General features: G+C 37.7%; 25 protein-coding genes and 1 riboswitch. Of the genes, 18 read left to right on the top strand and 7 right to left on the bottom strand.

All coding sequences use genetic code 11. The features are described 5' to 3' along the window. Positions 1-60: 60 nt before the first annotated feature. Positions 61-873: an adenosylmethionine decarboxylase gene (gene speD / locus ASU02_RS07750; protein ID WP_057762680.1), complete on the top strand. Its 813-nt coding sequence runs from the start codon at positions 61-63 to the stop codon at positions 871-873. A gap of 98 nt (positions 874-971) precedes the next feature. Here the strand turns inward: speD and ASU02_RS07755 are convergent, their stop codons facing one another. Beyond that, positions 972-1,883 carry a MerR family transcriptional regulator gene (locus ASU02_RS07755; protein ID WP_057762843.1) on the bottom strand — a complete coding sequence of 304 codons (912 nt, stop codon included), beginning with the start codon at positions 1,881-1,883 and terminating at the stop codon, positions 972-974. A gap of 541 nt (positions 1,884-2,424) precedes the next feature. On the opposite strand from ASU02_RS07755, the gene ASU02_RS07760 reads away from it, so the two are divergent. From ASU02_RS07760 to narI, 8 genes are all read left to right on the top strand, one after another. Then, positions 2,425-3,153, top strand: coding sequence for an AAA family ATPase (locus ASU02_RS07760; RefSeq protein ID WP_057762685.1), 729 nt, complete (start codon positions 2,425-2,427; stop codon positions 3,151-3,153). A gap of 230 nt (positions 3,154-3,383) precedes the next feature. Beyond that, a complete protein-coding gene (locus tag ASU02_RS07765; RefSeq protein ID WP_057762688.1) occupies positions 3,384-3,809 on the top strand; it encodes a hemerythrin domain-containing protein in 426 nt (141 codons plus the stop codon). Between the two features lie 40 nt (positions 3,810-3,849). Next, on the top strand, positions 3,850-4,161 hold the full coding sequence (locus tag ASU02_RS07770; protein ID WP_232426194.1) for a hypothetical protein: 312 nt from the start codon (positions 3,850-3,852) through the stop codon (positions 4,159-4,161). 14 nt (positions 4,162-4,175) lie between these two features. Then, positions 4,176-4,472 (top strand): hypothetical protein, encoded by a 297-nt coding sequence (locus ASU02_RS07775; RefSeq protein ID WP_057762693.1) that lies wholly within the window; start codon positions 4,176-4,178, stop codon positions 4,470-4,472. Further along, positions 4,453-8,136, top strand: coding sequence for a nitrate reductase subunit alpha (locus tag ASU02_RS07780; protein WP_057762696.1), 3,684 nt, complete (start codon positions 4,453-4,455; stop codon positions 8,134-8,136). The genes ASU02_RS07775 and ASU02_RS07780 overlap by 20 nt, the downstream gene beginning before the upstream one ends. Then, on the top strand, positions 8,126-9,628 hold the full coding sequence (gene narH / locus ASU02_RS07785) for a nitrate reductase subunit beta (protein WP_057762698.1): 1,503 nt from the start codon (positions 8,126-8,128) through the stop codon (positions 9,626-9,628). The genes ASU02_RS07780 and narH overlap by 11 nt, the downstream gene beginning before the upstream one ends. Beyond that, positions 9,625-10,227: a nitrate reductase molybdenum cofactor assembly chaperone gene (narJ, locus tag ASU02_RS07790; RefSeq protein ID WP_057762701.1), complete on the top strand. Its 603-nt coding sequence runs from the start codon at positions 9,625-9,627 to the stop codon at positions 10,225-10,227. Before narH ends, narJ begins: the two co-directional genes overlap by 4 nt. Before the next feature lie 86 nt (positions 10,228-10,313). Then, positions 10,314-11,006 (top strand): respiratory nitrate reductase subunit gamma, encoded by a 693-nt coding sequence (gene narI / locus ASU02_RS07795; RefSeq protein ID WP_057762704.1) that lies wholly within the window; start codon positions 10,314-10,316, stop codon positions 11,004-11,006. 170 nt (positions 11,007-11,176) lie between these two features. Here narI and ASU02_RS07800 read toward each other — a convergent pair whose 3' ends face one another. The 3 genes from ASU02_RS07800 to ASU02_RS07810 all read right to left on the bottom strand — a co-directional run bounded on the left by ASU02_RS07800 (position 11,177) and on the right by ASU02_RS07810 (position 13,872). After that, positions 11,177-12,670, bottom strand: a complete 1,494-nt coding sequence (locus ASU02_RS07800; protein ID WP_057762707.1) for a nitrate/nitrite transporter — start codon at positions 12,668-12,670, stop codon at positions 11,177-11,179. 133 nt (positions 12,671-12,803) lie between these two features. After that, the gene (locus tag ASU02_RS07805; protein WP_057762710.1) at positions 12,804-13,232 is read right to left on the bottom strand and encodes a cell wall hydrolase; all 429 of its coding nucleotides are present in this window, start codon (positions 13,230-13,232) and stop codon (positions 12,804-12,806) included. 193 nt (positions 13,233-13,425) lie between these two features. Further along, positions 13,426-13,872: an OsmC family protein gene (locus tag ASU02_RS07810; protein WP_057762713.1), complete on the bottom strand. Its 447-nt coding sequence runs from the start codon at positions 13,870-13,872 to the stop codon at positions 13,426-13,428. 155 nt (positions 13,873-14,027) lie between these two features. Between ASU02_RS07810 and ASU02_RS07815 the strand changes: the two genes are divergently transcribed. After that, the gene (locus tag ASU02_RS07815) at positions 14,028-14,783 is read left to right on the top strand and encodes an exodeoxyribonuclease III (protein WP_057762716.1); all 756 of its coding nucleotides are present in this window, start codon (positions 14,028-14,030) and stop codon (positions 14,781-14,783) included. A gap of 60 nt (positions 14,784-14,843) precedes the next feature. Here ASU02_RS07815 and ASU02_RS07820 read toward each other — a convergent pair whose 3' ends face one another. The 3 genes from ASU02_RS07820 to ASU02_RS07830 are packed head-to-tail and all read right to left on the bottom strand — an operon-like array spanning position 14,844 to position 16,790. Further along, positions 14,844-15,554: a hypothetical protein gene (locus ASU02_RS07820; RefSeq protein WP_057762720.1), complete on the bottom strand. Its 711-nt coding sequence runs from the start codon at positions 15,552-15,554 to the stop codon at positions 14,844-14,846. Continuing rightward, positions 15,554-16,429 carry an ATP-binding cassette domain-containing protein gene (locus ASU02_RS07825; RefSeq protein WP_057762724.1) on the bottom strand — a complete coding sequence of 292 codons (876 nt, stop codon included), beginning with the start codon at positions 16,427-16,429 and terminating at the stop codon, positions 15,554-15,556. Before ASU02_RS07825 ends, ASU02_RS07820 begins: the two co-directional genes overlap by 1 nt. Then, on the bottom strand, positions 16,422-16,790 hold the full coding sequence (locus tag ASU02_RS07830) for a GntR family transcriptional regulator (protein ID WP_057762727.1): 369 nt from the start codon (positions 16,788-16,790) through the stop codon (positions 16,422-16,424). The genes ASU02_RS07825 and ASU02_RS07830 overlap by 8 nt, the downstream gene beginning before the upstream one ends. 236 nt (positions 16,791-17,026) lie before the next feature. On the opposite strand from ASU02_RS07830, the gene ASU02_RS07835 reads away from it, so the two are divergent. The 8 genes from ASU02_RS07835 to ASU02_RS07870 all read left to right on the top strand — a co-directional run bounded on the left by ASU02_RS07835 (position 17,027) and on the right by ASU02_RS07870 (position 25,958). Further along, positions 17,027-17,620: a GNAT family N-acetyltransferase gene (locus ASU02_RS07835; protein WP_057762729.1), complete on the top strand. Its 594-nt coding sequence runs from the start codon at positions 17,027-17,029 to the stop codon at positions 17,618-17,620. An 818-nt stretch (positions 17,621-18,438) separates the two neighbouring features. Next, positions 18,439-19,575 carry a M20 peptidase aminoacylase family protein gene (locus ASU02_RS07840; RefSeq protein WP_057762732.1) on the top strand — a complete coding sequence of 379 codons (1,137 nt, stop codon included), beginning with the start codon at positions 18,439-18,441 and terminating at the stop codon, positions 19,573-19,575. Positions 19,576-19,577: 2 nt separating this feature from the next. Beyond that, a complete protein-coding gene (locus tag ASU02_RS07845) occupies positions 19,578-20,408 on the top strand; it encodes a GNAT family N-acetyltransferase (protein WP_095396695.1) in 831 nt (276 codons plus the stop codon). A 21-nt stretch (positions 20,409-20,429) separates the two neighbouring features. Beyond that, positions 20,430-21,536 carry an o-succinylbenzoate synthase gene (gene menC / locus ASU02_RS07850; protein WP_057762739.1) on the top strand — a complete coding sequence of 369 codons (1,107 nt, stop codon included), beginning with the start codon at positions 20,430-20,432 and terminating at the stop codon, positions 21,534-21,536. 82 nt (positions 21,537-21,618) lie between these two features. After that, positions 21,619-22,701: a YkvI family membrane protein gene (locus ASU02_RS07855; RefSeq protein ID WP_057762741.1), complete on the top strand. Its 1,083-nt coding sequence runs from the start codon at positions 21,619-21,621 to the stop codon at positions 22,699-22,701. Positions 22,702-23,088: 387 nt separating this feature from the next. Beyond that, positions 23,089-23,189, top strand: a riboswitch (purine riboswitch). Between the two features lie 88 nt (positions 23,190-23,277). Then, complete coding sequence (locus ASU02_RS07860) at positions 23,278-24,447, top strand: MFS transporter (RefSeq protein ID WP_057762744.1); 1,170 nt, start codon at positions 23,278-23,280, stop codon at positions 24,445-24,447. Between the two features lie 107 nt (positions 24,448-24,554). Beyond that, entirely contained in the window at positions 24,555-25,394 is an 840-nt protein-coding gene (locus ASU02_RS07865) for a GNAT family N-acetyltransferase (RefSeq protein ID WP_057762747.1), read from the top strand. 354 nt (positions 25,395-25,748) lie between these two features. After that, on the top strand, positions 25,749-25,958 hold the full coding sequence (locus ASU02_RS07870) for a hypothetical protein (RefSeq protein WP_057762749.1): 210 nt from the start codon (positions 25,749-25,751) through the stop codon (positions 25,956-25,958). Positions 25,959-26,119 lie beyond the last annotated feature (161 nt).

Consider the following 26,119-nt stretch of genomic DNA (forward strand, 5'->3'; position numbering starts at 1 on the left):
TGAATTAGGGTAATATAACAATATTTAATAGTGGAAAAAATTTATAAGGGGGGCATACGATTGGAATTAACGCCAGAGCAGCGAATTGAACTTCATGGCTTTAATAATTTAACGAAATCGTTAAGCTTTAATATGTATGACATTTGCTATACAAAAACGAAAGAGGAACGTGAAGCATACATTGAGTATATTGATGAAGAGTATAGTGCAGAAAGATTAACGAAAATACTAAAAAGTGTTTCAGATATTATAGGAGCACATGTGTTAAATGTTGCCCAACAGGATTATGTACCTCAAGGTGCAAGTGTGACAATGCTTGTATCAGAAGGACCAGTTGTTGAGGTGCCAACAGAATCATACAATGAATCACCTGGACCTCTCCCAGGATCTGTGGTAATGCAGCTTGATAAAAGTCATATTACTGTACATACCTATCCTGAATACCATCCTTCTGAAGGGATTAGTACGTTTCGAGCAGACATTGATGTGTCTACGTGTGGAGAGATTTCTCCACTGAAAGCATTAAATTTTTTAATTCATTCTTTTGATACCGATATCATGACAATTGATTACCGGGTAAGGGGATTTACAAGGGATAAAGACGGACATAAGCTTTTTATTGATCACAATATTAGTTCCATTCAAAATTATATTCCAGAAGAAGTGAAAAATGAATTTGATATGATTGATGTTAATATTTATCAATCCCATATTTTTCATACGAAATGCAGAATTCGTGACTTTGATCTAAACAATTATTTATTTGGCTATACAAAGGAAAAGCTCGATTTAGAGGAAGTAGAAGAAATTACTGAAAGATTGACTACTGAGATGGACGAAATCTTTTATGGAACGAACTTTGAATCTATTTAATCCACATAATCCTGACACCTAAATGGTGTCAGGATTATGTGGATTTTTTCATTGTTTATTGAATGATTTTACATTCGCTTTAGGCAAGTGGAAGGGGGCTATTTCCAGAACTTCCACCATGCGTCCTTCTTTTCTTCAGCTGCAGCAGCGCTTCTAAAGCTTAAAATCATATCTTGAAACATCACCTCACGCTGGTTGACGTCCTTCCAATACTCCTCGCGTTCTCTATGTATCGTTTCTAAATAGATTTCTCGATCAGTGTTTAAAGTTTCTATAAGTGCGCTTATTTCTGTATGTGTAACCTCTGCTGAGCTGGAAATATAGTGTATCATTGTTTTAAACTCTTCTGCTGCCGCTTCTGAAGAATCTGCCACTCGCGAAGCAAGATTGCGAATTTGCTCTGTTGTCCCTTTTGAAGACTTTGCAATCCTTTTAGATAATGTACCAAGCTTTTCTGATGTATGCTCAGATATTTTATGTAAGTCTTCGGAAAGATGATCAATTTCAGCGATTGTTCTTTTGTTTGATTTATAAATGGAGTCCGATAAACTTTTAACTGTGTGTACTGAACCTTTAAGAATTTCCTTTTTCACCTCATCGATTACTTCTTTACGAACCCCATGCCGGATTTCATCTCGTACATCATCGATTATTTCATCTTTCCATGATTTCATCGCGGCCAGAAATTCGTCAATATCATTAGTTGAGGTTGCGGTTTCCATTTCTTTTGGAATGGCTGGTAATAGTGTTGTTTCAGGTATGCCGGCCACTTTCTGGAGTTGAAAATCTTTTTCGATTATTCCTCTGATCATGTCCTTACTAAGACTTTTATCATATAGATGTTTAATTGTTTCCAATAGACTCATTTCATCATCTGTATAATAGCGTGCCCCTTGCTTAGTACGGGGAATAGTAAGCAGCCCATTAAGTTCTTTTTCCCATTGTCTTAGTTTACCAGGTGATACACTTAGCTTTTTTGCTGCTTCTTTAATCGCGTAGGATTTTGTCATTTTTGTTTTCCAGCCCTTTCTGAGAAATGAAATGTTAATTATATTGGATTCTTTTTTTATTAATTCAGCATGACCACTTGCATTTTCCTGCCTAGTGACAAAAGCTATCAAAAGAAGACGGATTTCAGCAAAAAGGCAGAATTTTTATTCTCATTGTCTAAAAGGAGTTTTTTATTATCAATAAAAGGTTCCAGTTTAAATGTTTGAGGTTATACGGAGGACAAAATGAATTTTTATACTTCTTAGTTTGACGATTCTGGTATTAAAAGTATAATTCGGGTATGGGGCGAATTAGCAGGTAACGAAGGGGGATATATAGAGGAGGCATTTACCCTAAAGGGACAAGAAATAATATGCATTTACTCCTTCAATCTCATTTTAAGTTACATAAGACAAAGAATTAATGAAGTTTACGATTAGCATACACAAGTAGGGCAAGTTTTGCTGCAGATTAGCGGCAATCATTTTTTTGTGGGAGAAAATCGAGTTTCTTGGCAGTTGGCTCTCACAATAAAACTATGAATAGGAGTTGCAATCGATTATGTTTTTAAAAAGAATTCGTTTTTTACGTGATAAAATCCCATCCTTCAATCAATATCCATTCTCTATTCCTTCTATTAATAGTATTGAAGAAATTATATTGGATCATCCAGTTACATTTTTCGTCGGAGAAAATGGATCTGGGAAATCAACCTTATTAGAAGCTATTGCAGATAAATGTGAATTTAATACCGCTGGTGGTGGTAGAAATAATATATATGAAGTCCATGCATCAGGATCTTCTTTAACAGATTACATCCGTTTATCCTGGATGCCAAAGGTGACAAATGGCTTTTTCCTCAGAGCGGAATCCTTCTATCATTTTGCCTCCTATTTAGATGAGGTGGATACTACAGGATACCGAAATTATGGTGGAAAGTCACTTCATGAGCAATCACATGGGGAATCTTTTTTCTCTTTATTTTTAAATCGTTTTAAAGAAAATGCCATTTATCTTTTAGATGAGCCAGAAGCTGCACTATCACCGCAAAGACAACTATCATTTCTGCGGATTATTCATGATTTAACTCGCAATGGAAATGCTCAATTTATTATTGCCAGCCATTCACCTATTCTATTAGGCTATCCGAATGCAAAAATATTTAGTTTTGATGATGGTGAGATTGCCGAAGTGACCTATGAGGATACGGAACATTACCAGATAACAAAATACTTCTTGCAAAATCGGGATCGGTTTTTGAATGAGCTTTTTTTAGATGATGGTGAATAAGGAAACTTATGATTTAGTAGAAGGCAAATAGATAAAATAGATAACTTTATTAAGACGATGGATGTTTCCAGATTGGAGACATTCATCTTTTTTTTGCAAATTACGTCAAAAACTCAAAATGTTCACAATTTAAGGCGTATTGATAAGTTTAGTAACTACTAATGTGGGGAAACTGACTAATAAGTTTACTAGGTCTACTAAACAGTAGATTGGATGGAAGGAGAAATAGAATGTCAGGACCAAGTTTAAAAAAACAAGATGCCCATTCATTGATTCATGAGGCGGCATTAAATGAAGCAAAAGAATTGAGAGATATTTTTCAGCGCTGTTTGGAAGATGGGCAAAAGGAAAAAGCACTCCAAGTTGCTGAAGTGATCATTGAACATTGGGAGACACGGACACTAAAGCATGCAGAATCAGAAGAAGAAGGTTTATACAAGGAAATGGTTTTGGAGAATCCTCAATTAAAGGATTTAGTCGTTCAACTTACTCGAGATCATGACATTATGAGAAGAATAGTTCAGCAAATGAAAGAAATGCTCCAAAAACAAGAGGTTGATGAGGAGTTCACAACATTAATGGATGGCGTTATCATCGTTGATCTGATCCATAATGAGGATGAAATGAATAAATTACTGCCAAACAACAAACACTAACGCAGGGAAATTAAGGAAATTGGTAGCGAGGAGGATGCAAATGGGAGAATTCAAACTGCAAAAGGAAGAATCACTTCGGATTACTGCACCAAATGTATATAAAAGGATGATTGAAACCTTTGAAAAATATAATATCCACCCGTATGATGCCCATGGAACTGTAATTAAAACGCAAGAGGGGCTTGAAATAACTTTAAGGCTTACAAATCATTTTACTGAGATTGCTCATGCAAAAATAAGTTTGGATCAAGCACAGCATCCTGATGAAGAAATTTCTTTCTTTTTTGAACAAGCAGCTGAAAAATGCAAGAATCAATTAATCACAGACTATTTTAAAATGATAAAGCTTTAGAAAGGGCTGGTAGCGTGTTTTCATTCGAAACAGATGCATTACTTGTAGGTGATCGAGAAGACCTAATAGCAGTATTACGTATGAGATTCGGAACCCTGTCTGGCGAAATCATAGAGAAAATATATGAAATAAATGAATATAGCACATTGCAGCGATTGATTCTTGCCGCAGCCAATGCTGCGAATTGGGCAGTTTTTGAAGAGGAATTACTAGCTAGTAAAGACTCATTTCGCATTCTTGGAGAAGAATTTAATCCACTAAGAGATCACTTAAAAGGAGGAGAAGGCATAGATGGAGCAAAGACAAAATAAGCTCATACAGGCACTCAGGCATTTGAAGCGCGGAGAACGAATTAATGATGGCTGGACGGAAGAAAGCCCTCGTCCTCGTAACTCAGAAGATCTCTATAGAAGGCGCTGGCAGTACGATAAAATCGTCCGTTCCACACATGGAGTGAACTGCACAGGCTCTTGCAGCTGGAGAATACATGTCAAGGATGGAATTATTGCATACGAAACTCAGCAAACAGACTACCCTTCCACTGGTGAAAACTTCCCAGATTATGAACCCAGAGGATGTCCAAGGGGAGCAAGCTTTTCCTGGTATACGTATAGTCCGACTCGAGTGAAGCATCCATATGTCCGTGGGGATCTTTATGAATTGTGGAAAGCGGAGTTGAAAACAGCGGATAATCCTGTCAAGGCATGGGAGAATATTGTTACAAATCCTGACAAGCGAAACAAATATGTTAAGGCGCGAGGAAAAGGCGGTTTTGTTAGAGGGAGCTGGAAGGAGCTCTGTCAATTAATTGCTGCGTCTACCATTTATACGATCAAAAAATATGGGCCAGACCGGATTGTGGGATTTAGTCCGATTCCTGCGATGTCGATGATTAGTTATTCGGGTGGGACAAGATTCCTATCTTTAATTGGCGGGACTATACTCAGTTTCTATGATTGGTATGCTGATTTGCCGCCTGCGTCTCCACAAGTATGGGGAGATCAAACGGATGTTCCGGAAAGCGGAGATTGGTATAATACAAAATATTTTATTATTTGGGGGACTAATATCCCGCAAACGAGAACCCCTGATGCACATTTTATGGTGGAATCCCGCTACAATGGTACGAAAGTTGTCGGAGTAAGCCCAGACTATGCTGAATATGATAAATTCGCCGATATCTGGCTGCCAGCAAAGCCTGGTACGGATGGGGCGCTTGCCATGGCGATGACTCATGTTATTTTAAAAGAATTTTATGTTGATAAAGAAACACCGTATTTTCTTGATTATGCAAAGCAATATACGGATCTTCCTTTCCTCGTGATTTTAGATAAGAAGAATGGGGAGTTTCGATCAGACCGTTTCTTAAGAGCCTCTGATATTAAAACAAATCAGGAGCTTGGTGAATGGAAAACAGTTGTTTGGGATGAAAAGACGAATCAAATGGTTATTCCTACAGGAAGTCAAGGCTTCCGCTGGGATAATGGTAATAAGTGGAATCTCGATTTGAAGAGTGAGGACGGTCAGGAAATCAATCCGAAGCTTAGTTTCTTTAAGGATTCGGATAAGGTTGTCTTGGTTGATTTTCCTTATTTTGCAGAAAAAGAAGGTGGAAAGGTTGGCCGCGGAGTACCAGTGAAGGTGATTACTGATCAATCAGGCAATGAGGTTACTGTTACAACTGTTTATGATTTAATGATGGCACATACGGGTGTGAATCGTGGGCTAGAAGGCGATTATCCGTTAGATTATAACGATCCAAACAAACCGTATACGCCTGGTTGGCAAGAAAGCATTACAGGTGTCAAGAAGGAACATGTCATTCAAGTTGCAAGAGAATTTGCCGCAAATGCAGAGCAGACAAATGGAAAATCAATGATTGCCATGGGTGGTGGTACGAATCACTGGTATCATAGTGACCAAATTTATCGCTCTATTCTAAATTTGATTTTATTAACAGGTTCACAAGGTGTGAATGGCGGCGGGTGGGCCCATTATGTTGGGCAAGAGAAGGTGCGGCCAATTGAAGGGTTTTCCCAAATTGCATTTGCCAATGATTGGGTAAAGTCACCAAGATTTATGAATGGGACGTCATTTTTCTATTTTGCAACTGAACAGTTTAGGTATGAATATATGGCAAACGGAGAGAAGAGTGAGTGGGGCAGCAAATACAGCAGAATGCACCCAGCCGATTTCAATGCGATGTCTGCAAGGTTAGGCTGGCTCCCGAGTTTTCCGCAGTGGACACAGAATTCACTTGATGTAATGAAGGAAGCGCGAGAAAAATATAAAGAAGATGAGCAAGCGATTATCCAAGATGTCGCAAAACAGATTTCAGATGGGAAAATAAATTATGCAATTGAGAATCCAAATGACCCACGAAATTTCCCTCATATTTTCTTTAACTGGCGTTCAAATCTGCTAGGTGATAGCGGGAAAGGGCATGAATATTTTGTTAAGCATTTAATTGGTTCAGATGATTCAGTCCTTACAGATACCGAAAATTCTTGGCAGCCAGAAAAGATAAATATTGATGAAAAACCACCTGAAGGAAAAACCGATCTATTTATAGCAATGGATTTTCGAATGACAAGCTCTGGACTGTTTTCCGATATTATTTTGCCAGCAGCAACTTGGTACGAGAAATTCGATATTAGTACAACAGACCTCCATCCGTTTGTTCATCCATTTAATGCTGCAATTTCACCGCCTTGGGAAACCAAAAGCGATTGGGATGCATTTAGAGAAATTGCCAAGGAATTTACTGAACTTGCTAAAGAGCATCTCCCTGCACAGGAAGATTTAGTGATGTCTCCATTAGCCCATGATACGGTTAATGAAGTGGCACAGCCGATGGGGAAAGTGAAAGATTGGCGAAATGGGGAAGTAGAAGCGATCCCTGGTAAAACGATGTCAAACTTGAATATCGTCAAACGAGATTATCCGAATGTATACAACATGTGGACAACAGTCGGTCCAAATATCCGCAATGGCTATGGGACAAAAGGTGTAAAGGTGAATGGAGAGAAGGCATACCAGGAGTTGCTCAGTCGTCTTGGTGTGTCAAAGCGTGAAGGTGTTGGCAAAGGGCATCCAGATCTCTATTCTGATAAACAAGCCATTAACGCTATTCTCCTTATGTCAGGTGCAACAAATGGGAAAAGAGCAGTTGAGGGCTGGAAGTCTATGGAAGAAAAAACAGGGAAAAAGCTAGGTCATATATCTGAAGCGCGTGAAGAGGAAGATTATACATTAGATGCTTTAAGTGTTCAGCCGCGGCAGACGATTTCAACTCCGGTTTGGAGCGGGTTAGAAAATGATAATCGGCGCTATTCTCCGTTTACAGTGAACAAGGAATACAATATCCCTTGGCATACACTTACAGGAAGGCAAAGCTTTTACCTTGATCATGAAGTAATGCTTGATTATGGTGAAGGACTCCCATTATATTTGCCTCCTGTGAATTTGTCGCCATTTTTAAAAGGGGAAAAGGAAGTGGAAAACAAAGGTAAATCATTAACACTCCGCTATATGACCCCACACCAGAAATGGGGCATTCATACGATGTTCACCGATACAAATCAAATGGTCCAGCTATTCCGTGGATGGCAAGTTGTCTGGCTTAATGAGAAGGACGCTGCTTCTGCAGGGATTAAAGACAATGATTGGATTGAGGTTTATAACCGAAATGGAGTTGTTGCTGCAAGGGCAATCCTAACTTACCGTCTTCCACGAGGTGTGGCCTACATGTATCATGCGCAGGATCGAACGATGGGGGTTCCTGGTAACTCCATTAACAAAAAACGCGGAGGCACCCATAATAGTGTGACAAGAATTAATCCTAAGGCGACACATATGATAGGCGGATATTCACAGCTAAGTTATGGATTCAACTATTATGGACCTACAGGAAGCAATAGAGACACAATGACCGTAATCCGTCCATTGAAGGAGGTCGATTGGCTTGAGAATTAAAGCTCAAGTAGCGATGGTGATGCACCTGGATAAATGTATTGGCTGTCATACTTGTTCAGTGACGTGCAAAAATACGTGGACAAACCGACCTGGTATGGAATATGTCTGGTATAACAATGTGGAAACTCGCCCAGGCCCAGGCTACCCGAAGGAATGGGAAAATACAGACCGCTATAAAGGCGGCTGGACGTTAAGAAATGGGAAATTGCATTTACGCGCAGGCGGACCTGTATCGAAGCTTGCAAATATATTCTACAATCCTAATATGGCAACGATCGATGATTTCTACGAACCATGGACATATGACTTTGAGCATCTTCATAAAGCTCCCAAAAAAGAAAACTTACCTGTGGCGCGTCCTAAGTCGATGATTACTGGTAAGTTTATTGATAAGCCAGAGTGGGGCTCAAACTGGGATGATGACCTAGCTGGAGGCAGTGAAATTGTTCCAATGGATCCAAATGTGCAAAAGCTCCAAGAGCACATTGCAATGGAGTATGAGAAAACATTCATGATGTATTTACCGCGAATATGCGAGCATTGCTTGAACCCATCTTGTGTTGCCTCTTGCCCATCTGGAGCACTATATAAAAGAGATGAAGACGGGATTGTCCTTGTTGACCAAGAAGCCTGTCGTGGCTGGCGCTTTTGTATGAACGGATGTCCATATCATAAGGTGTACTACAATTGGAATACACATAAAGCGGAGAAATGTAATTTCTGTTACCCACGAACGGAAGCTGGACTTCCTACGGTATGTTCCGAAACATGTGTCGGACGGATTCGTTATATAGGTGTTGTGCTATATGATGCGGATCGTGTAAAGGAAGCTGCATCTGTTGAAGATCCTAAGGATTTATATGAAGCACAGCTGTCTGTCTTCCTTGATCCTAATGATCCAGAAGTAATTGAAAAAGCACGTGAAGCTGGCATAAATGAGAGTTGGATCAAAAGTGCGCAGGATTCACCAATTTATAAAATGGCAATGAAGTGGAAAATTGCATTGCCTCTTCATCCTGAATACCGTACACTGCCAATGGTTTGGTATGTTCCTCCGCTAAGTCCAATAATGAATCATATTACAAATGAGCAGGATTTAAGTATGGATGGCTATATTCCTGCGGTAGATGATATGAGGATTCCAATGGAATATTTAGCTTCGTTATTATCGGCTGATGATACAAGTGTCATCCGCAGGGTTCTGCTAAAGATGGCTGCGATGCGCGTTCATATGCGAGCAAAAACAGTCGGAGGCATGGATGAAATGAAAACCAGCAAGCTGCTTCAAGAGGCTGGGACTACAATGGAAGAATTAGAAGATATGGCACGGCTTTTAGGAGTAGCTAAATACAATGAACGGTTTGTCATTCCGACAGGAAGACGTGAGATGGATGATAACTTACATTATCGTCAAGGTGCTTGCAGTATTGAAGGGTTAGCGCCGGCTGAAGGCATGGTTACGTATCCGTATGAAAGAAGTGATCTTGGATGAAGGATGAAATAGCAGAACTGCTCGTTGTAACTTCTCGCTTTTTGGATTATCCTGATCAAACGTTTTATAGGGAATGTTCAAACCTGGATGCATACTTAAGAAAATCCATCACTTCTGAAGAGTTGCACTCAGAAATGTCTCAGAGATTAATGCCACTTTTTTCACTAGAATTAAAGGATTTACAAGAACTTTATGTAGAAACCTTTGATTATAAAGAGAAAACAGGCTTGTATTTAACTGCCCAAGAATTAGGTGATAGCAGAAGGCGCGGGGACGCGTTAATTCGCTTGCAGAAATTAATTGCAGATATGGGATTTGAAAAGGTAGGAATCGAATTGACGGACTATATTCCCATGCTAATGGAGCTGCTTGCTGTAGCTCCTGAAAATGAGGAAATTCATCATCTAAAACGGAGACTTGCCTATGCAATCCATCGAATCTTTACCCATATTTCAAAGAACAATCCTTATTATCAAATTTTTGATGCTTTAATGACTCATATTTTTGAAGTGCCGAGTTCTGAAGAAATTTCCCGGTTAGTTAACGAACGAGAGGAAGCTGATTTAGACGAACTGCCTTACCCAATGATTTATCGTTAATTACTGGTTTACATTTTGAAAAGAACCGCTTTAATTATTTCCATTGATTTTATTCATACAAATGAAAACTACTAAGGAGGACAGACATGGGATTTTTTTGGTGGGGGGTTTTTCCTTATATTGTCGGTACCATATTAGTCGTTGCTTCCGTTTATCGCTTTGTCATTCGCGGTACGAGCTGGCATGCACCTTCTACAGAGATTTTTGAAAAAAAGTGGTTAAGAATCGGTTCATTACTTTTTCATTGGGGAATTCTCTTTGCTTTTATTGGACATGTAATGGGAGTTTTAATACCGATTGAATTTTACGAGTCAATAGGTGTGACTGATCATTTATACCATATTGGAGCAATTGCAGGCGGCGGTATTGCTGGCCTTATGGTTGTCATTGGTTTGATAATTCTGTTAATCCGGAAGTTTTCCAATCCGAGAGTAAAGGTTCATGCTTCCTTTGCTGACTACTTTACAGTTATTTGGCTGATTGTTGTTGCTGGTTTGGGTACGTATATGACACTTGTTTATAATACGACGGTTGTAGCTTATGAATATCGGGTAACGATAGGACCATGGTTTCGTAGCTTATTCACTCTTCAGCCCGAGTATGAACTGATGACTGCGGTTCCATTATTGTTCCAATTACATGTGTTATCTTCTTTCATCTTATTTGCAGCCATTCCTTTTACACAGCTGATCCATATGTTTAGTTTTCCTGGCCGTTATCCCGCTCGTGCCCCACAGCAATATCGGGCACGTGACGGATATAAAAACAGCCGCCCATAAAAAATAATCACTTTCCAAATTGGAAAGTGATTATTTTTTATGCAATTTATAAGTTAGCTAGTGCTTTTAGGTCTTTATCGGGCATGGATTAAGAGTTATCTAGCAACTTAAAAATTTATCTAGCGGTTCTTACCATTTATCTTGCAACATCTCAGATTTATCAAGCATTGTCATTGTTTTGTTATATCACTAAACATAGCCACATGCTTTTTGGGATGGCCAGAATCGTCTTTAAGTGTACTGATAGTCAGCCATTCAAGATAGATTTCGCCATTTTTTCGTTTGTTCCATATTTCACCTTGCCAATATCCATATTCATCAATTTCTTTCCACATATTTTTGTAAAATTCCTTATCATGCTTACCAGAATGCAAGATATTTGGTGTTTTTCCTACTGCCTCATCCAATGTAAAGCCAGTCATTTTTGAAAAAGCTGGATTAACCTGCTGAATCACACCATTTAAATCAGTGACCATAATTCCTTGACCAGTGCTTTCTACAATTTGATTGGCAAGAGTCAATTTGTCTTGGTAATAAAGCCATACAACGAGAATTGTGCTTGCCAGTGCAAATTCAGACAGGGACATGAACCCAATGGCATAGTGCCCGGTCCAATTGTGTAAAATGGTTAGTATGATTGGAGGGAAGAAGCCTCCTAGTCCCCCCATTGCAGATACGATCCCATTGACAATACCAGCTTGCTTTGAAAAATAGAGAGGGACAAGCTTGAAAATAACTCCATTTCCTATACCAGCACAAATAGCTACTGCTAAGCAGCCAACCGTGTATATGGGAAGGGAAGGTGTAAAGGATAATAAAAATCCTGCAAATGTCAGGCCTGAAAAGACAACAACTAATATTAAAAACGAATTAAACTTGTCCCCTAGCCACCCACCAATAGGACGGAGAATGGTTGCAAGTGCGATAAATCCTGCTGTTCGGAAGCCTGCATCCACTTTCTCTAATCCAAAATGGTTAACAAGAAAGTTAGGAAGGTAAATGGTAAACGCAACAAATGATCCAAATGTAATGAAATAAAATAGGCTAAGCAGCCAAAGCTTTGGATTTTTATATACACTTTTAAATTGCTGCGAAAAAATAGCGTGTACTTTTTTCTCTTTGCGGTCGCCAAGAGTAAAGTTTAATAGTGCGACTAAAATTAATAAGATGATATAAAATTGAATTGTTAATCTCCATCCAAATGAGTCAGCAAGAACGGGTGCTAAAAATGATGTTAGCGCGGTCCCAATATTACCTGCCCCATAAATACCATTAACGAAGCCGTGCTTTTCCTTTGGATAATATTTAGGAAGAGATGTAACCCCGACGGAGAAAACGGCTCCTCCAATCCCTACGAGTAAACCGCCAAGAATCAACATGAAAAATGAATTTGCTAAGCTAATTATAATGATGGGCAAAATAAGAATGATAAAGCTAATCGTAAAGATTATTCTAGCGCCATATCTGTTCGTCCAGAATCCAATGGGTATTCGCAGGAGTGATCCTAGAATAACAGGTGTTGCTGTTACTAGGGTCATTTGGTTGGCTGTGAGTGTAATATCTGCAGAAATGTAAGGCATTAAAGAAGAGAGTATGACCCAGACCATAAAGCCAAGAACAAGGCTGGATGTTTGTAAGGTTAACTGGAAATTTCCTTTCTGCATGATAAGCTCCTTTCTATTCAATCCTATAAGTAGTTTGCGTTTATGTACGCTTTTCATACTTATAACCGTTTTTCGCATCCAATACACATAAAATAAAAAAAGCTTACCCCGTCTTACGGAATAAGCAAAGATATTAAAACGTATTATAGACATTTTCACATTCAACTGCTAATGGCTCGTAGAAACAATGCAGTTTAAATCGATCAACGAATGGCTGGTTGTACCAAGTGGGTGGACATTCCCCTGGAGGACGGAAATACCATAAAGAATATTTTGCAGGCCATGGTCTTTCTCCACGTACCGCCCGCCGTGCCAACCGTCTTTCACTTTCACGTGCTCTTTGATAGAAATATCCTTTTTGTACAGCTTCAAAGGCATGCGGCTGATAGACCATATCTGGGATCGTCCTTAATCCTTTAAAATCCGAACAATTTGCTCGAATTCTATTAATGCCAACAGCACCGACAAGCATCATTCCTTGGACTCCTTCGCCTTCGGCCTCAGCACGAAGCAATCTTGCCAATAAATCAATATCAGCTTCTTTATGAGCTACCACTGCCATAAAATCACCACCAATGATGTTATACAGTTAGCATATTGTTTAGAATTCAAAATGATGTTTGTCTAATGAAAATACGTGTTTAGGTGAGATCGATTGCTGCAAACTAGCCGTAGCATTAGAAAAGGTGACCAGTTTATCAAAAACATAGGGAATCATCGTCAATAATGGCTCAAATTAAAATATATACGGGTAATTAATTTTTCAAAATAGAAACTTCCAATTCAATTTCCACATTCCCTTTTAAAGCACGTGAAATCATACATGAAGTTTCAGCTTTTTTCGCAAGTTTCAATGCAAGGTCGGAATCCTCATCTGTTGCATTTGTATTAAGAACAATGACTGGCCGGTGAATGATTTTTTTATAGGTAATAATCCCTTTAGTCACATCGACAATACCCACCGAATCCATCCTTAAATCGGCTTTTTCCAGTTTACTCCGCTCCATCATCGCAGCTAACGTAATGATGTAACATGTTGCAGCGGCACCAAGCAACATTTCATCTGGATTGGTTCCTACTCCTGGTCCATCCATGTCAGGTGGGATGGAAACCTTTGTTTGTAATTGTCCTGTTTCAATATGACCAACATCATTGCGCAAGCCCGGCCAATGAGCTTGTAAATGAAATTGATGTTCTGCCATGTCAATTCCTCCTTTTCTTTTAACTATAAACGATGTTTGAAAAAAATTCTCGCATTTTACTGCTGAATTTCATGCAGCTTTCAATTGTATGCATGAAAGTGAAATCCATGTTAATCTAGTATTTTAATAGATTATTTATAAGGAGTAATTCAACAATGAAATTTGTTTCTTGGAATGTTAATGGACTTAGAGCCTGTGTGAAGAAGGGCTTTTTAGATTATTTTAATGAAGTTGATGCAGATATTTTCTGTATACAAGAGTCGAAACTGCAAGAAGGACAGATTGATTTGAATTTAGAAGGGTATCATCAATTTTGGAATTATGCTTTAAAAAAAGGGTATTCAGGAACGGCTGTTTTTACGAAGAAAAAACCAATTTCTGTTAAGTATGGAGTAGGGGAAAATGAGAGTGAAAATGAAGGCAGAATTATTACGCTTGAGTTTGAAGATTTTTACCTAGTTAATGTGTATACACCGAATTCGCAGAGGGATCTAGCACGACTCTCTTATCGATTGGAATGGGAAGAAGAGCTTCGAACATATCTTCAAGAGCTTGATCAATTAAAACCAGTTGTATATTGCGGGGATTTAAATGTCGCTCATAATGAAATAGATTTAAAAAATGCAAAATCTAATCATGGTAATTCTGGATTTACAACAGAAGAACGGGGGAAAATGACGACACTACTGAATTCTGGTTTTGTTGATTCTTTCAGATATGTTTATCCTGATGCTGAAGGTGCTTATACTTGGTGGTCCTATATGATGAAAGTAAGAGAAAGGAATATTGGCTGGCGGATTGATTATTTCATCGTTTCAGAACGATTAAAGAATTCGATACATGCGGCTGAAATTCACAGTGAAGTCATGGGGAGCGATCACTGCCCAGTTGTACTGGAAATGGATATTTAGGAGTTCGCAGTAAGCAAAAAGAAAAGACATCATAGGATGCCTTTTCTTTTTTTGTTTAATTTAAATACTAAAATTTAGTTTTGTGCATCTTTCAAGTGGACCGTTTCTCATTATGAAATAGGATAGGACAATCAGAAGACAAGAGATACCAGCTAGAATATGAACAAAAGCAAGATGCTCGTTATTAACGAATTCAATGAATGGGATAATGTCCCCTAAAGCTATATAGGAGATGGCAAGGACGAGAATCAATGTTGCACCGACCATTGTTCGTACTGTACCAAAGTAGAACCAGAAGCTGCTAACAAATAATCCGATGCCGAAAAGAATGAGCCCCCATAATAAATCAATCCAAGGATAGAGTAGGGGACTAGCTCCTTTAACTAAATCACCCATATGAATTAATGAAGTCGAAATAATCCCCTGATTAGATAAATAATCAGTAAGGTAATAGAAAAAATTTAAGATGAATGTGGTCATTAGTAGAAATAATCCAATGTTAGCAATGGTGCTGAGTAAAAACTGTTTTCTTGTACCGCCTAAAGAAAGTGTGTATTTATATGCTTTTGTATAAGCTAAGAAAGGGTAGTATATATACAAGCTATAGTAAGGTCCAAAGCTTGCGCCAATTGTAAACGTATCGTGGGATGACAATATCTTGCCTATAATAAGATAGACAATGGATAGGACCAAGGTGGCCCCAGTCAAAATATAAAATTGGATACGCAAATCTTCGAAAATGACACGAAATGGTCCATTAAATGTATTCATTAACGTTTTGCCTCCTTATTCCTCTTTGTAATATTAACAAGATAGTCTTGTAGAGGTGCCTTCTCAATATTGATATTCAATTGGGCTGCCCTTGAAATCCATTCATTATTATACGGTTCATCTAACATGATGCTCATCTGATTGCCTAATTTGCGCTGATCTAAGATTCTGCTTCGAGCAGTCAGAGGTTCGATTGAAGATGCATCACCAGTTAATATGATTCCAAGCAACTTCATCTTTTCTGTCTCATCATATAGGGTAATCGTTTGCTTATCGACAATAGCAATTTTTTCACAAATCGGTTCAATTTCATCAATATGGTGGGACGATAAAATAAATAAACGCGGATGTTCTTCATGCGTATCAAGCAGGGCATCGTAAAAAACCTTTCTCATATATGCATCGAGGCCATTTGTTGGTTCATCCATAATCGTAATGGGTGATTTACATGCTAATCCAATCACCATCGTTGTCATTGTCTGCATCCCTTTGGAAAAGCTTTTTATTTTTTTCCTTCTTGGCAATTCGAACCTTTCAACGAGCTCTTCTGCTAAATCTTGATCCCAGTTCTCATTAAAATACGAAGCGAACCGAAGTGCATCGTTCACGTTCCAAAACTCAGAAAAGGGGTGATTTTCTTGCAAATAACTAATATATTTCATGCCGTCGCTATTATTATAAGGTGAAAGATTTTTTATGAGTATTTGGCCTGTATCAGGCTTTTCTTGTCCGGAAAGCAATTTCATTAACGTTGTTTTCCCTGCACCATTTCTGCCCCATAAGCCGACAATGATTGGTTCTTCCTCAAGTAAATTGACATCTTTCAGTGCGATTGTTTGGCCATATGAAAACGATAAGTCTTTTATATTAATCATTGGTATCCTCCTTTATAAAATGAATAATCTCCTCTTCCGTTAAATGAATCCGCTTTGCTTCATCTAACATGGGCTGAACAAACTGCTTATAAAAATCCTGTTTACGCTTTGCAAGCAACGTCTTTTTGGCTCCATCTGCGACAAACATTCCAACACCCCTTTGCTTGAATACAAGGCCAGCATCAACTAGAATTGCTAAACCTTTTTGTGCAGTTGCTCGATTGATCTGATAGAACTTTGAAAGCTCAGTTGTAGAAACAATTTGATCTCCTTCATTTAACTGTCCATCAACGATATCATCAGCAATCATATCCGCAATTTGCTGAAAAATTGGTTTTGAATCATCAAAAGTAGATTTCACATTTCTCTCCTTCTTTTCAAATGTTGTTGGTTAGTTGATTACTTGTGTAATCAACTATAACATAACTGGAGTATTTTGGTAAGCCCTTTTTTATTTAAATGTAAATTTTTGTGATTTAAATAAATTGAGTAGAAGGAATATTCATTAGTATGGAATGAACGGATGGAAGGATTTAAAGAGTTTCTGTTGAATATGAAATGAAATTATCCTAAATATTTTTTGAGGGGGGTTTACAAATGGTTATTGATACGGATGTAATCTTACATGGGAATACAATAAGCCTTATTCCATTGGAAATAGTTCATAATGAAGAATTATTTGAAGCTTTAAAAAATCCTGAGGTTTGGAAATATACCTGGAGGGAAGTTCATTCAATCGAGGATATGAATGAAATCATTTCTACAGCTATTCATAATAAAAAAGAAGGAACCCAGATCCCTTTTATAATTAAAAGTAAAGCAACAGGAAAAATAGTAGGTTCTACACGAATTGGAGATATAGACATAGTAAATCGAAATGTTGAAATCGGCTGGACTTGGATTACGCCTGAGTTGTGGAGGTCACCGGTAAATACGGAAAGTAAATTACTCATGCTGCAATATTGTTTTGAAGTATTAAAGGTTTATCGTGTCCAGTTTTCTGTTAGCGGTCTAAATATACGCTCCCAGAAAGCAATTGAACGATTAGGTGCCATTAAAGAAGGAACATTTCGTAAACATAGAGTAAAAAAAGACGGGACCATCCATGACAATGTTTATTACAGCATCCTAGATACTGAGTGGGATAAAGTGAAAGATCATTTGATATTTCTTTTAGAAAAAAAATATTAGTTTTTTAATAATATTGTAAAAGTAGCATACAATCAGCTTTATACGATTATGACACGTGAACAATGATACATTTATTTAGTGGCGATTGTTGTAGCAGCTGATATTAGTCCAGAGATGGTCGAAGTAACAAAACGATGGATGAAGGAGTCTTATGTTTAAAAATTTGAACACAAGCACCCCTTAGAAGATAGTTCCTTAGGTTTTATCGTCAGTTCGCTTGTCCTTTATTATGTTTAGGATTGGGACAAGGTTTTATGTCTCTAAAAATAATGAATATGTTGTTACTAAATGAATAATGGATAAATGGAAAAGACATGGGGAATGGGCAGATGTTCCAGTTTATAGGCGGTCACTTTAATCTCGAAATGAAGAAAGGAACTTTAAATAACATCTTTGAGCAATAGATCGTTTTGAATGATGAGCAAGTCACTCGTTGCTAACTTAAAAAATAAGACAGAAGGGTGTTAATAAGCCATCTGTCTTATTTCTTCGTAATGACAATAATTTTCAGAATTATCATTGTATTAACGTTGGAAATGTGTTAGATTTTTATAAATGAAGTAACAACTTCATGTTGTTTGGTAATAAAGTACAAACTTCTCTTTTGAGATAGAATGATAAAATAAGGAAGAAATCATTCAAAGTGACTTCATTTGGCTGATATAGTTCCTGCAAAGGACTGGTACGTATTTAATGGATCACTTAAGTGATTTCGAGGCAATTGGCAATATAGGGTATAGAAGTGTTTTGAAAAAAGAAGGAATACTATGAAAAAACTAGATGGAGATCACTTTTCAGATAGATAGGAGGAAGCTAGATTGAAAGACCATGTAGAACAGTTAAAGCCGATAATCAATGATATATTTTCTCACTTACATAAGAATCCTGAACTTAGTTGGAATGAATATAAAACAACGGAGTACTTAAAAGGTCTTTTAGAAAATAAAGGCTTTCAAGTACAGACATTCGCAGATTGTCCAGGACTAGTGGTTGAAGTTGGAGAAGGCAGTCCTTGTGTGGGATTAAGGGCAGATATGGATGCCCTTTGGCAGGAGGTGGATGGACAATTTCAGGCGATTCATTCATGTGGACATGATGCACATATGACTATGGGCGTGGGAGCTTTGCTTCTTCTTCAAAAAATGGGCTTTCCTTCTAATGGGAAACTGAAATTTATCTTTCAGCCAGCTGAAGAAAAAGGCACTGGAGCCTTAAAGATGATCGACTTAGGTCTAATAGATGACGTGGATTATTTATATAGTGTCCATCTTAGACCGATTCAAGAGATTCAAAATGGGTATGCGTCTGCTGCTATATATCATGGAGCTGCAAGATTTTTGACAGGAGAAATTATTGGAGAAGATGCACATGGGGCACGTCCTCATCTTGGGCAGAATGCGATAGAAATAGGGGCTTCACTCATTCACGAAATAAAAAATATTCATTTAGATCCAATGATTCCTCACTCAGCAAAAATGACGAAGTTTCATGCTGGAGGTGACTCAGGGAACATTATCCCTGGTAAAGCAGTATTCAGCTTAGATTTACGTGCGCAAACGAATGAAGTAATCAATCAATTGGCTGAAAAAATTTCAACTATAACAGAATCCTTATCTAAATTATATGGTGTGAAAATTACATTAAAAACAGGAGCAAACGTTGCTGCAGCTATCGTTAATCAAGAAGCAGCTGGTTTTATGGAAAAAGCCATCATTGAGGTACTAGGGAAAGAGCATTTGACGCCCCCGATCATTTCAAGTGGTGGTGAGGACTTCCATTTTTACACCTTAAAGAAGCCGTATATAAAAGCAACCATGCTCGGATTGGGCTGTGATTTACAACCCGGCCTCCACCATCCCAAAATGACATTTAATAAAAATGCCATATGCGATGGAATAGAAATACTGGCAAAAACGCTGGTATACACGTTAGAAGAAAGTCGAAAGGAGGAGTAATGATGAATTCAGAAATTGAGATTAGAATTTTAAAAACATCAGCTGACATGTATCTTATACAAAAATTGGAGCGCGAGATTTGGAATATGGATCCACTTCCCGTTCATCAAACGATTACAGCCTCCCAAAATGGCGGTTTGTTACTTGGTGCCTTTCTACATCAAGAGCTGATCGGTTTCAATTACGGTTTTGCGGGTTTTCAAAGTGGTAAAGGATATTTATGTTCGCACATGCTTGGCATTGATCCAAAGCATCGAGATAAAGGGATTGGTGCACTCTTAAAAGCGAAACAAAAACAATTTGCAGCCGAACTTGGATATGACTTAATTACTTGGACCTTTGATCCGCTTGAAAGCAGAAATGCTTATTTAAATCTTGCTAAATTACGTGCGATCTGTTCCACATATGTTGAAAATTGTTACGGAGAAATGGAGGATAGCTTGAACAACGGGCTTCCATCAGATCGTTTAAAAGTAGAATGGTGGATTTCTAGTTCACATGTCAAAGAACCGTACGTGATTAATTTTGAAAAGATGCACTGTCCATTTCAATGGCGAATGACAGAAGAAAGTTTACCAGAATTCTTGCCATATGAAGATCTTGATTTAATTCCTGAAAATAATGACGAACCAATCCTCGTCCCTATTCCAGCAAACTTTCAAATAATAAAAAAGAAGAATTATCAGCTCGCTTTGAACTGGCGCCTATCGATAAGAAAAGTGCTGCAATCATTATTTGCTAAAGATTATGCGTTGGTTAGCTTTTTGAAAGAGAAAGAGAAACCTGTACATCATTATGTAATGGTTCCAAAAAACAGACTGGATATTAAATAATAGATAAAGGTGGATATGATGATGAAAGTGACAGAAGTTGTTTTACGTCAGATGAAAATGAAAATGAAATCCCCGTTTACTACAAGCTTTGGAACATTCCAGGATAAAGAATTTCTTTTACTGGAAGCGAGGGATGAAACGGGACTGAGTGGATGGGGTGAATCTGTAGCCTTTCATTCCCCTTGGTATAATGAAGAAACGTTAAAAACAAATTGGCATATGTTAGAAGACTTTATTATTCCCAATCTATTAAAGAAAGAAATCGAACACCCTGACGATGTTTCAGAAGTACTATCTTACATCAGGAAAAATAATATGGCTAAGTCCACAATTGAAGGAGCTATCTGGGATTTATATGCAAAACAAAAGGGAATTCCACTTGCTAAAGCACTCGGTGGATCGGCAAACCAAATCGAGGTTGGAATTAGCATCGGCATTCAAAATACAATCGAAGACCTGCTTCGTCTCATTGAAGAATATGTAAATGAAGGGTATAAGCGAATGAAAGTAAAGATTAAGCCAGGATGGGATGTGGAGGTGATGAGAGAGGTCAGAAAGCACTTTCCAAATATTCCACTGATGGCAGACGCCAACTCAGCATACCGTCTAAAGGACATCTCTTTACTCAAACAGCTGGATGAATTTAATCTCATGATGATCGAGCAGCCGTTAGCATCAGATGATATTATTGATCATGCTATCTTACAAAAAGAAATCAATACACCGATATGTTTAGATGAAAGTATTCATTCGTATGAAGATGCCAGAAAAGCGATAGAATTAGGAAGCTGCAAAATTATCAACATAAAAATTGGCAGAGTTGGCGGGTTAACAGAGGCGAAGAGAATTCATGATCTTTGTCTAGAACATCATATACCAGTATGGTGTGGAGGCATGCTCGAAGCGGGGATTGGACGTGCTCATAATATTGCTCTAACAACTCTTTCAAACTTTGTTATGCCAGGAGATACAGCAGCTTCCTCAAGATATTGGGAAGAAGATTTGATTGATCCAGCAGTTGAAGTTGAAAACGGAATGATTACAGTCCCAGAGAAGCCCGGAATCGGTTATGCACCCAATTTGGAAACGATCAAGAAATTTACAGTTTATGAAAAGACATATTCTTAATATAGAAATGGAGGATAGAGAAGCATACTCTCTATCCTTTTACCATAAATTATCTTAATATTCAAACAAAAGGAGGGTGTGCATGAAAAAGAGTATCCAGATTGCAGGTGCATTTATAGGAGTTATCGTTGGTGCAGGCTTTGCGTCCGGTCAGGAAATTCTACAGTTTTTTACGAGCTTTGGGTGGATGGGAGTTTTTGGTGCTGTCATTGCTACTGTATTATTTGCTTTTCTGGGCATGAGTTTAACACAGCTTGGGAGCCGTTTACAAACTAATTCCCATAAAGAGGTTATTTACTTTATTTGTGGACGATATTTAGGACTGGCAGTCGATTTCATTATTTCGTTTTTCCTTTTTGGTGTAGCGGTGGTTATGCTCGCAGGCTCAGGTTCCATTTTTGAAGAACAGTTTGGCATTCCACATATTGTTGGCAGTTTTATTATGACTATTTTAACTATTGCTACGGTCTGTCTGAATATCCAAAAAGTCATCTCCATTATCGGTATCGTGACACCATTTTTACTTTTGATGGTCATCATTTTAGGAGGGTATTCATTCGCAACAATGGATATTGAGTTTAGTCAAGTACAGCAATTGGCAAAAGCACAAACTCCTGCTGTATCCAATTGGTTTATGGGGGCACTTCTCTATGTTTCCTATAATATTGCTGCGGGCGCTGCGATGCTGACAGTCATGGGAGGAACAACAAAAAATGAAAAGCAGGCAGGTTTAGGTGGAATCTTAGGCGGACTTGGACTAGGTCTTCTTATTATACTTATGAATCTATCTATGCTCGTAAAAATTGATGTGATTGAAGGATCAGAAATGCCGATTCTGGCTCTAGCCAATGAAATTTCACCAGTCTTTGGTATAGTAATGTTTATCGTATTGTTGGGGATGATTTATAATACGGCGGTTGGTATGCTGTATGCATTTACAGCTAGATTTGTAAAAAGAGAAAGTAATCAGTTCAATTTGTATGTAAGTATATTTGGGATTGCTGCTTTCGGTGCCAGCTTTATCGGTTTTATTACGCTAGTCAGTACAGTGTATCCGTTAACAGGATATCTAGGCTTTGTCCTTATTGCAGCTATTCTTTATTCTTGGATAATAAAGAAAAGAAAAGCAACTCATAATGATTCTGAGATAAATATGACACAATAGTTTGAATTTAGATTAAATGTAAGAGGCTGTCCATGCATCATTGGACAGCCTTATTGCAATAATTTTCTTTTTACGGTCGACTTTTAGACCAAGACTGATATAGATGACTCCTGCAATTTTTTTGCTCCAACGGCTAAAAAGGCTAACCACTTAACTAGGTGACTTAGAAATTGTACACATAACGCGACAAAGGATGTTTAGATTGATCTTAAAAACGCAAAGATGAATCCGAGGATCAAAAAATTGAATAAAAGATGATCCTTGCTTTGGAAGAATCTATCCGTGCTTAATTTTGAATAATGAAAGCAGTGTTTGTCCTAAAATTTGTGTTAAAAAAGTTTTTTGCTTGAAAAATAAATTAATGCGTAGTAACATGTAAAAAGTGATCAAAAATAAATTAATATTACCTGTATAACCTCAAGAATATGGCTTGGGGGTCTCTACCAGGAACCTTAAAAATCCTGATTACAGAAAATGAATGAATCATTTTTTGTAATCAGGATTTTTTATGTTTTCTAAAAAGGGCCCTTCAAGCCTATTTCTTTTAAAGTTTATAAGAAAGGATGAAAAAAGAATATGAATTTGAAAGTTTTTATTTTAGCCTTATCAACTGTCGCAGTGGGGTTGGTAGAATTAGTTGTAGGCGGAATTTTGCCTACAATCGCTGACGATTTCAAGATTTCATTAAGCGCTGCCGGACAGCTGATTACTGTGTTTGCACTTATATATGCTATTGCCGGACCTGTATTACTTGTAATAACAAGCAAAATCGAACGGAAGAAACTGTACCTTTCATCTTTATTTATCTTTTTCCTTGGGAATGTAATGACATATTTCAGTCCTAATTTTACCTTTATGATGATTGCAAGGGTATTGACTGCTACAAGTACAGCACTTATCGTCGTACTTTCTTTAACGATTGCTGCGAAAATTGTCACTCCTGCTCACCGAGCAAAGGCGCTTGGACTTATCTATATGGGGATAAGTTCATCACTTGTGCTTGGTGTTCCATTAGGTATCTTAATTTCGAATACATTCGGATGGCGTATCATTTTCCTTGGAATCGCTGTATTATCAATTGGATCAATGGTATTGATTACACTATTTTTGGAACGTATTCCCGGGGAAAAAACGATTCCGCTTTCCCAGCAGTTAAAAGCAGTTGCCAGTGCAAAACTTGGCAGTGCGCATCTAGCAACCATGTTTATGCTGGCAGGACATTATACACTTTATGCTTACTTCACTCCGTTTTTAGAAACAAATCTTCAGTTGAATTCCAACTGGATTAGTATTTGTTATTTTATTTTTGGAATTGCCGCTGTAGCTGGCGGTGCATTTGGAGGAACACTTTCAGATTGGATTGGAGCTCCTAAAAGCATTATCATTGTCATCAGTGCGTTTGCAATTGTCTTATGTTTATTACCATTAACGACTTTCTCACTTGTCTTATTTATTCCAGTCATGATGGTTTGGGGGGCACTAAGCTGGAGTCTTGCTCCACCGCAACAGAGTTATTTGATTCAAACGGATCCTGCAACTTCGGATATCCAGCAAAGTTTTAATAATTCAGCATTGCAAATTGGTATTTCGCTAGGATCGGCCATTGGTGGAATCGTGTTAAACCAAACAGGCAGCGTTTCAAGTACGGCATGGTTTGGAAGTGTTATTGTTATTATCGCTTTACTATGTGCTGTCTTTTCATTAACCAGACCGGCAATGGCAAGGGAACATAGAACCGCCGCCTAGACTTTCAAAACGTCTGATGCTAGATTAGAAGAATATGAATATTGAAACATAATGGTTTAACATCCTAGTTGAATTCATCTCATTTAGTATCAGACGGGAGAGCGGCAATGGATTTTATAAAAGGGTATAAAGAAAATGCAGTACTAAGAGCTAGCTTTAATGAACTTGCTAAGAAAACCTTTGGGATCAAATTTGAGGATTGGTATCAATTGGGTTACTGGACAGATAAATATGTTCCATACTCGTTTGTTGAAAAAGGAAAAGTTATTGCCAATGTTTCTGTTAACATCCTTCAATTGGTTATAGACGGACAAACAGTTCCAGCCATTCAACTTGGTACTGTCATGACCGACGAAAAATACAAGAGCCGTGGACTTTCAAGACAGCTTATGGAAAAAGTGCTTAGTGATTATAAGGATATTGATTTGATGTATCTTTTTGCTAATGAGACAGTTCTTGACTTTTATCCGAAATTTGGTTTTGAGCGGATGGATGAGACACTTTATAGCATAGATGTGAAGCCTAAAGGGAACATTCCTCCTCCTAAAATACGAGATTTAGATTTTATTTACGAATGCATGAAAAGAAGGCAACCTATATGTCATTTCGGAACAAGAGAGGCAGAAGAACTGTTTATGTTTTATGCAATAAACGTCTTCGCAGAGGATATGTATTATCTAGAACAGGAAAGGGTTATCGTAGTTTACAAGATTGATGGCAAAATACTTCATCTTTATGATGTGATCTCTAGTGATCAAGTCAATTTGCAGGAAATAATAAACCAATTGAGTGCGGAGACTACATCGAAAGTAGAATTCCATTTTTCCCCTGGCATTGATGGCGTTCATAAGGAAAAAACTATGGGGGAAAATGTCCTTTTTGTGAGGAATACCGGCAATATTAAATTTCCTAAGTATTTCAAACATCCCATTACCTCTCAGGCTTAACTTAGAAACGTAATTCAAGAATTTGTTTGTCCTTGATTATTGTTATATCTCTGTTTATACAAATAAAGAAAACCGCCGCCATTGAAACTGGATACAATTGGCGGTTTTCTAATTTAAACATTTAAAGGATCACAAAGTGTTTTACAATTCATTGAATTATATCGAGCAACTCAGTCTGCCTAAAGTGAAGGTTCATTTAATTTTTATAAGGGAAAGGGTTCAATAGTAAAGAGGACGTAGTCCAACAACTGTAATTTTCGTAAAACTAAGAGATCATTAAGTTGTACCAAAATTTTCAAATTATTTTGTTCATGGATAGTAAATATAGGCTAACATGGAGGTGGAGGGGAGAATATGTTAGCAAATATAGGAGCTTCTAGTATCGTTCTAGTGTTTAATATTATTTTCTTGATTGTTGGTCTATTTCTACTGTACATTGTCATTTCAGCTGGAGTCAAAGCTGGTATAAACAAGTCAGTGGTTGGTCAGCTGATCGAAAAAAAGTATGGTGTCAATGAGAATAAACAATCAATTCTTCATAAAGAATTAGATAATGACAAATAAACACTGAGTTATATTTAAACAAAGGCTTCCATTTTTGGCAGCTTTTTTTTTGGCAACAATTAAGGATTATTAAAAAAGCAGAATCCATTTTCTTAAATAATTAATTAAGGGAACCAAATAGTCTAATCTATTTTTATGATAGTCTCCATCTTATAAGAGAC

Origin of the sequence: Cytobacillus praedii (assembly GCF_001439605.1) — a bacterium.
Taxonomy (GTDB): Bacteria; Bacillota; Bacilli; order Bacillales; family Cytobacillaceae; genus Cytobacillus; species Cytobacillus praedii.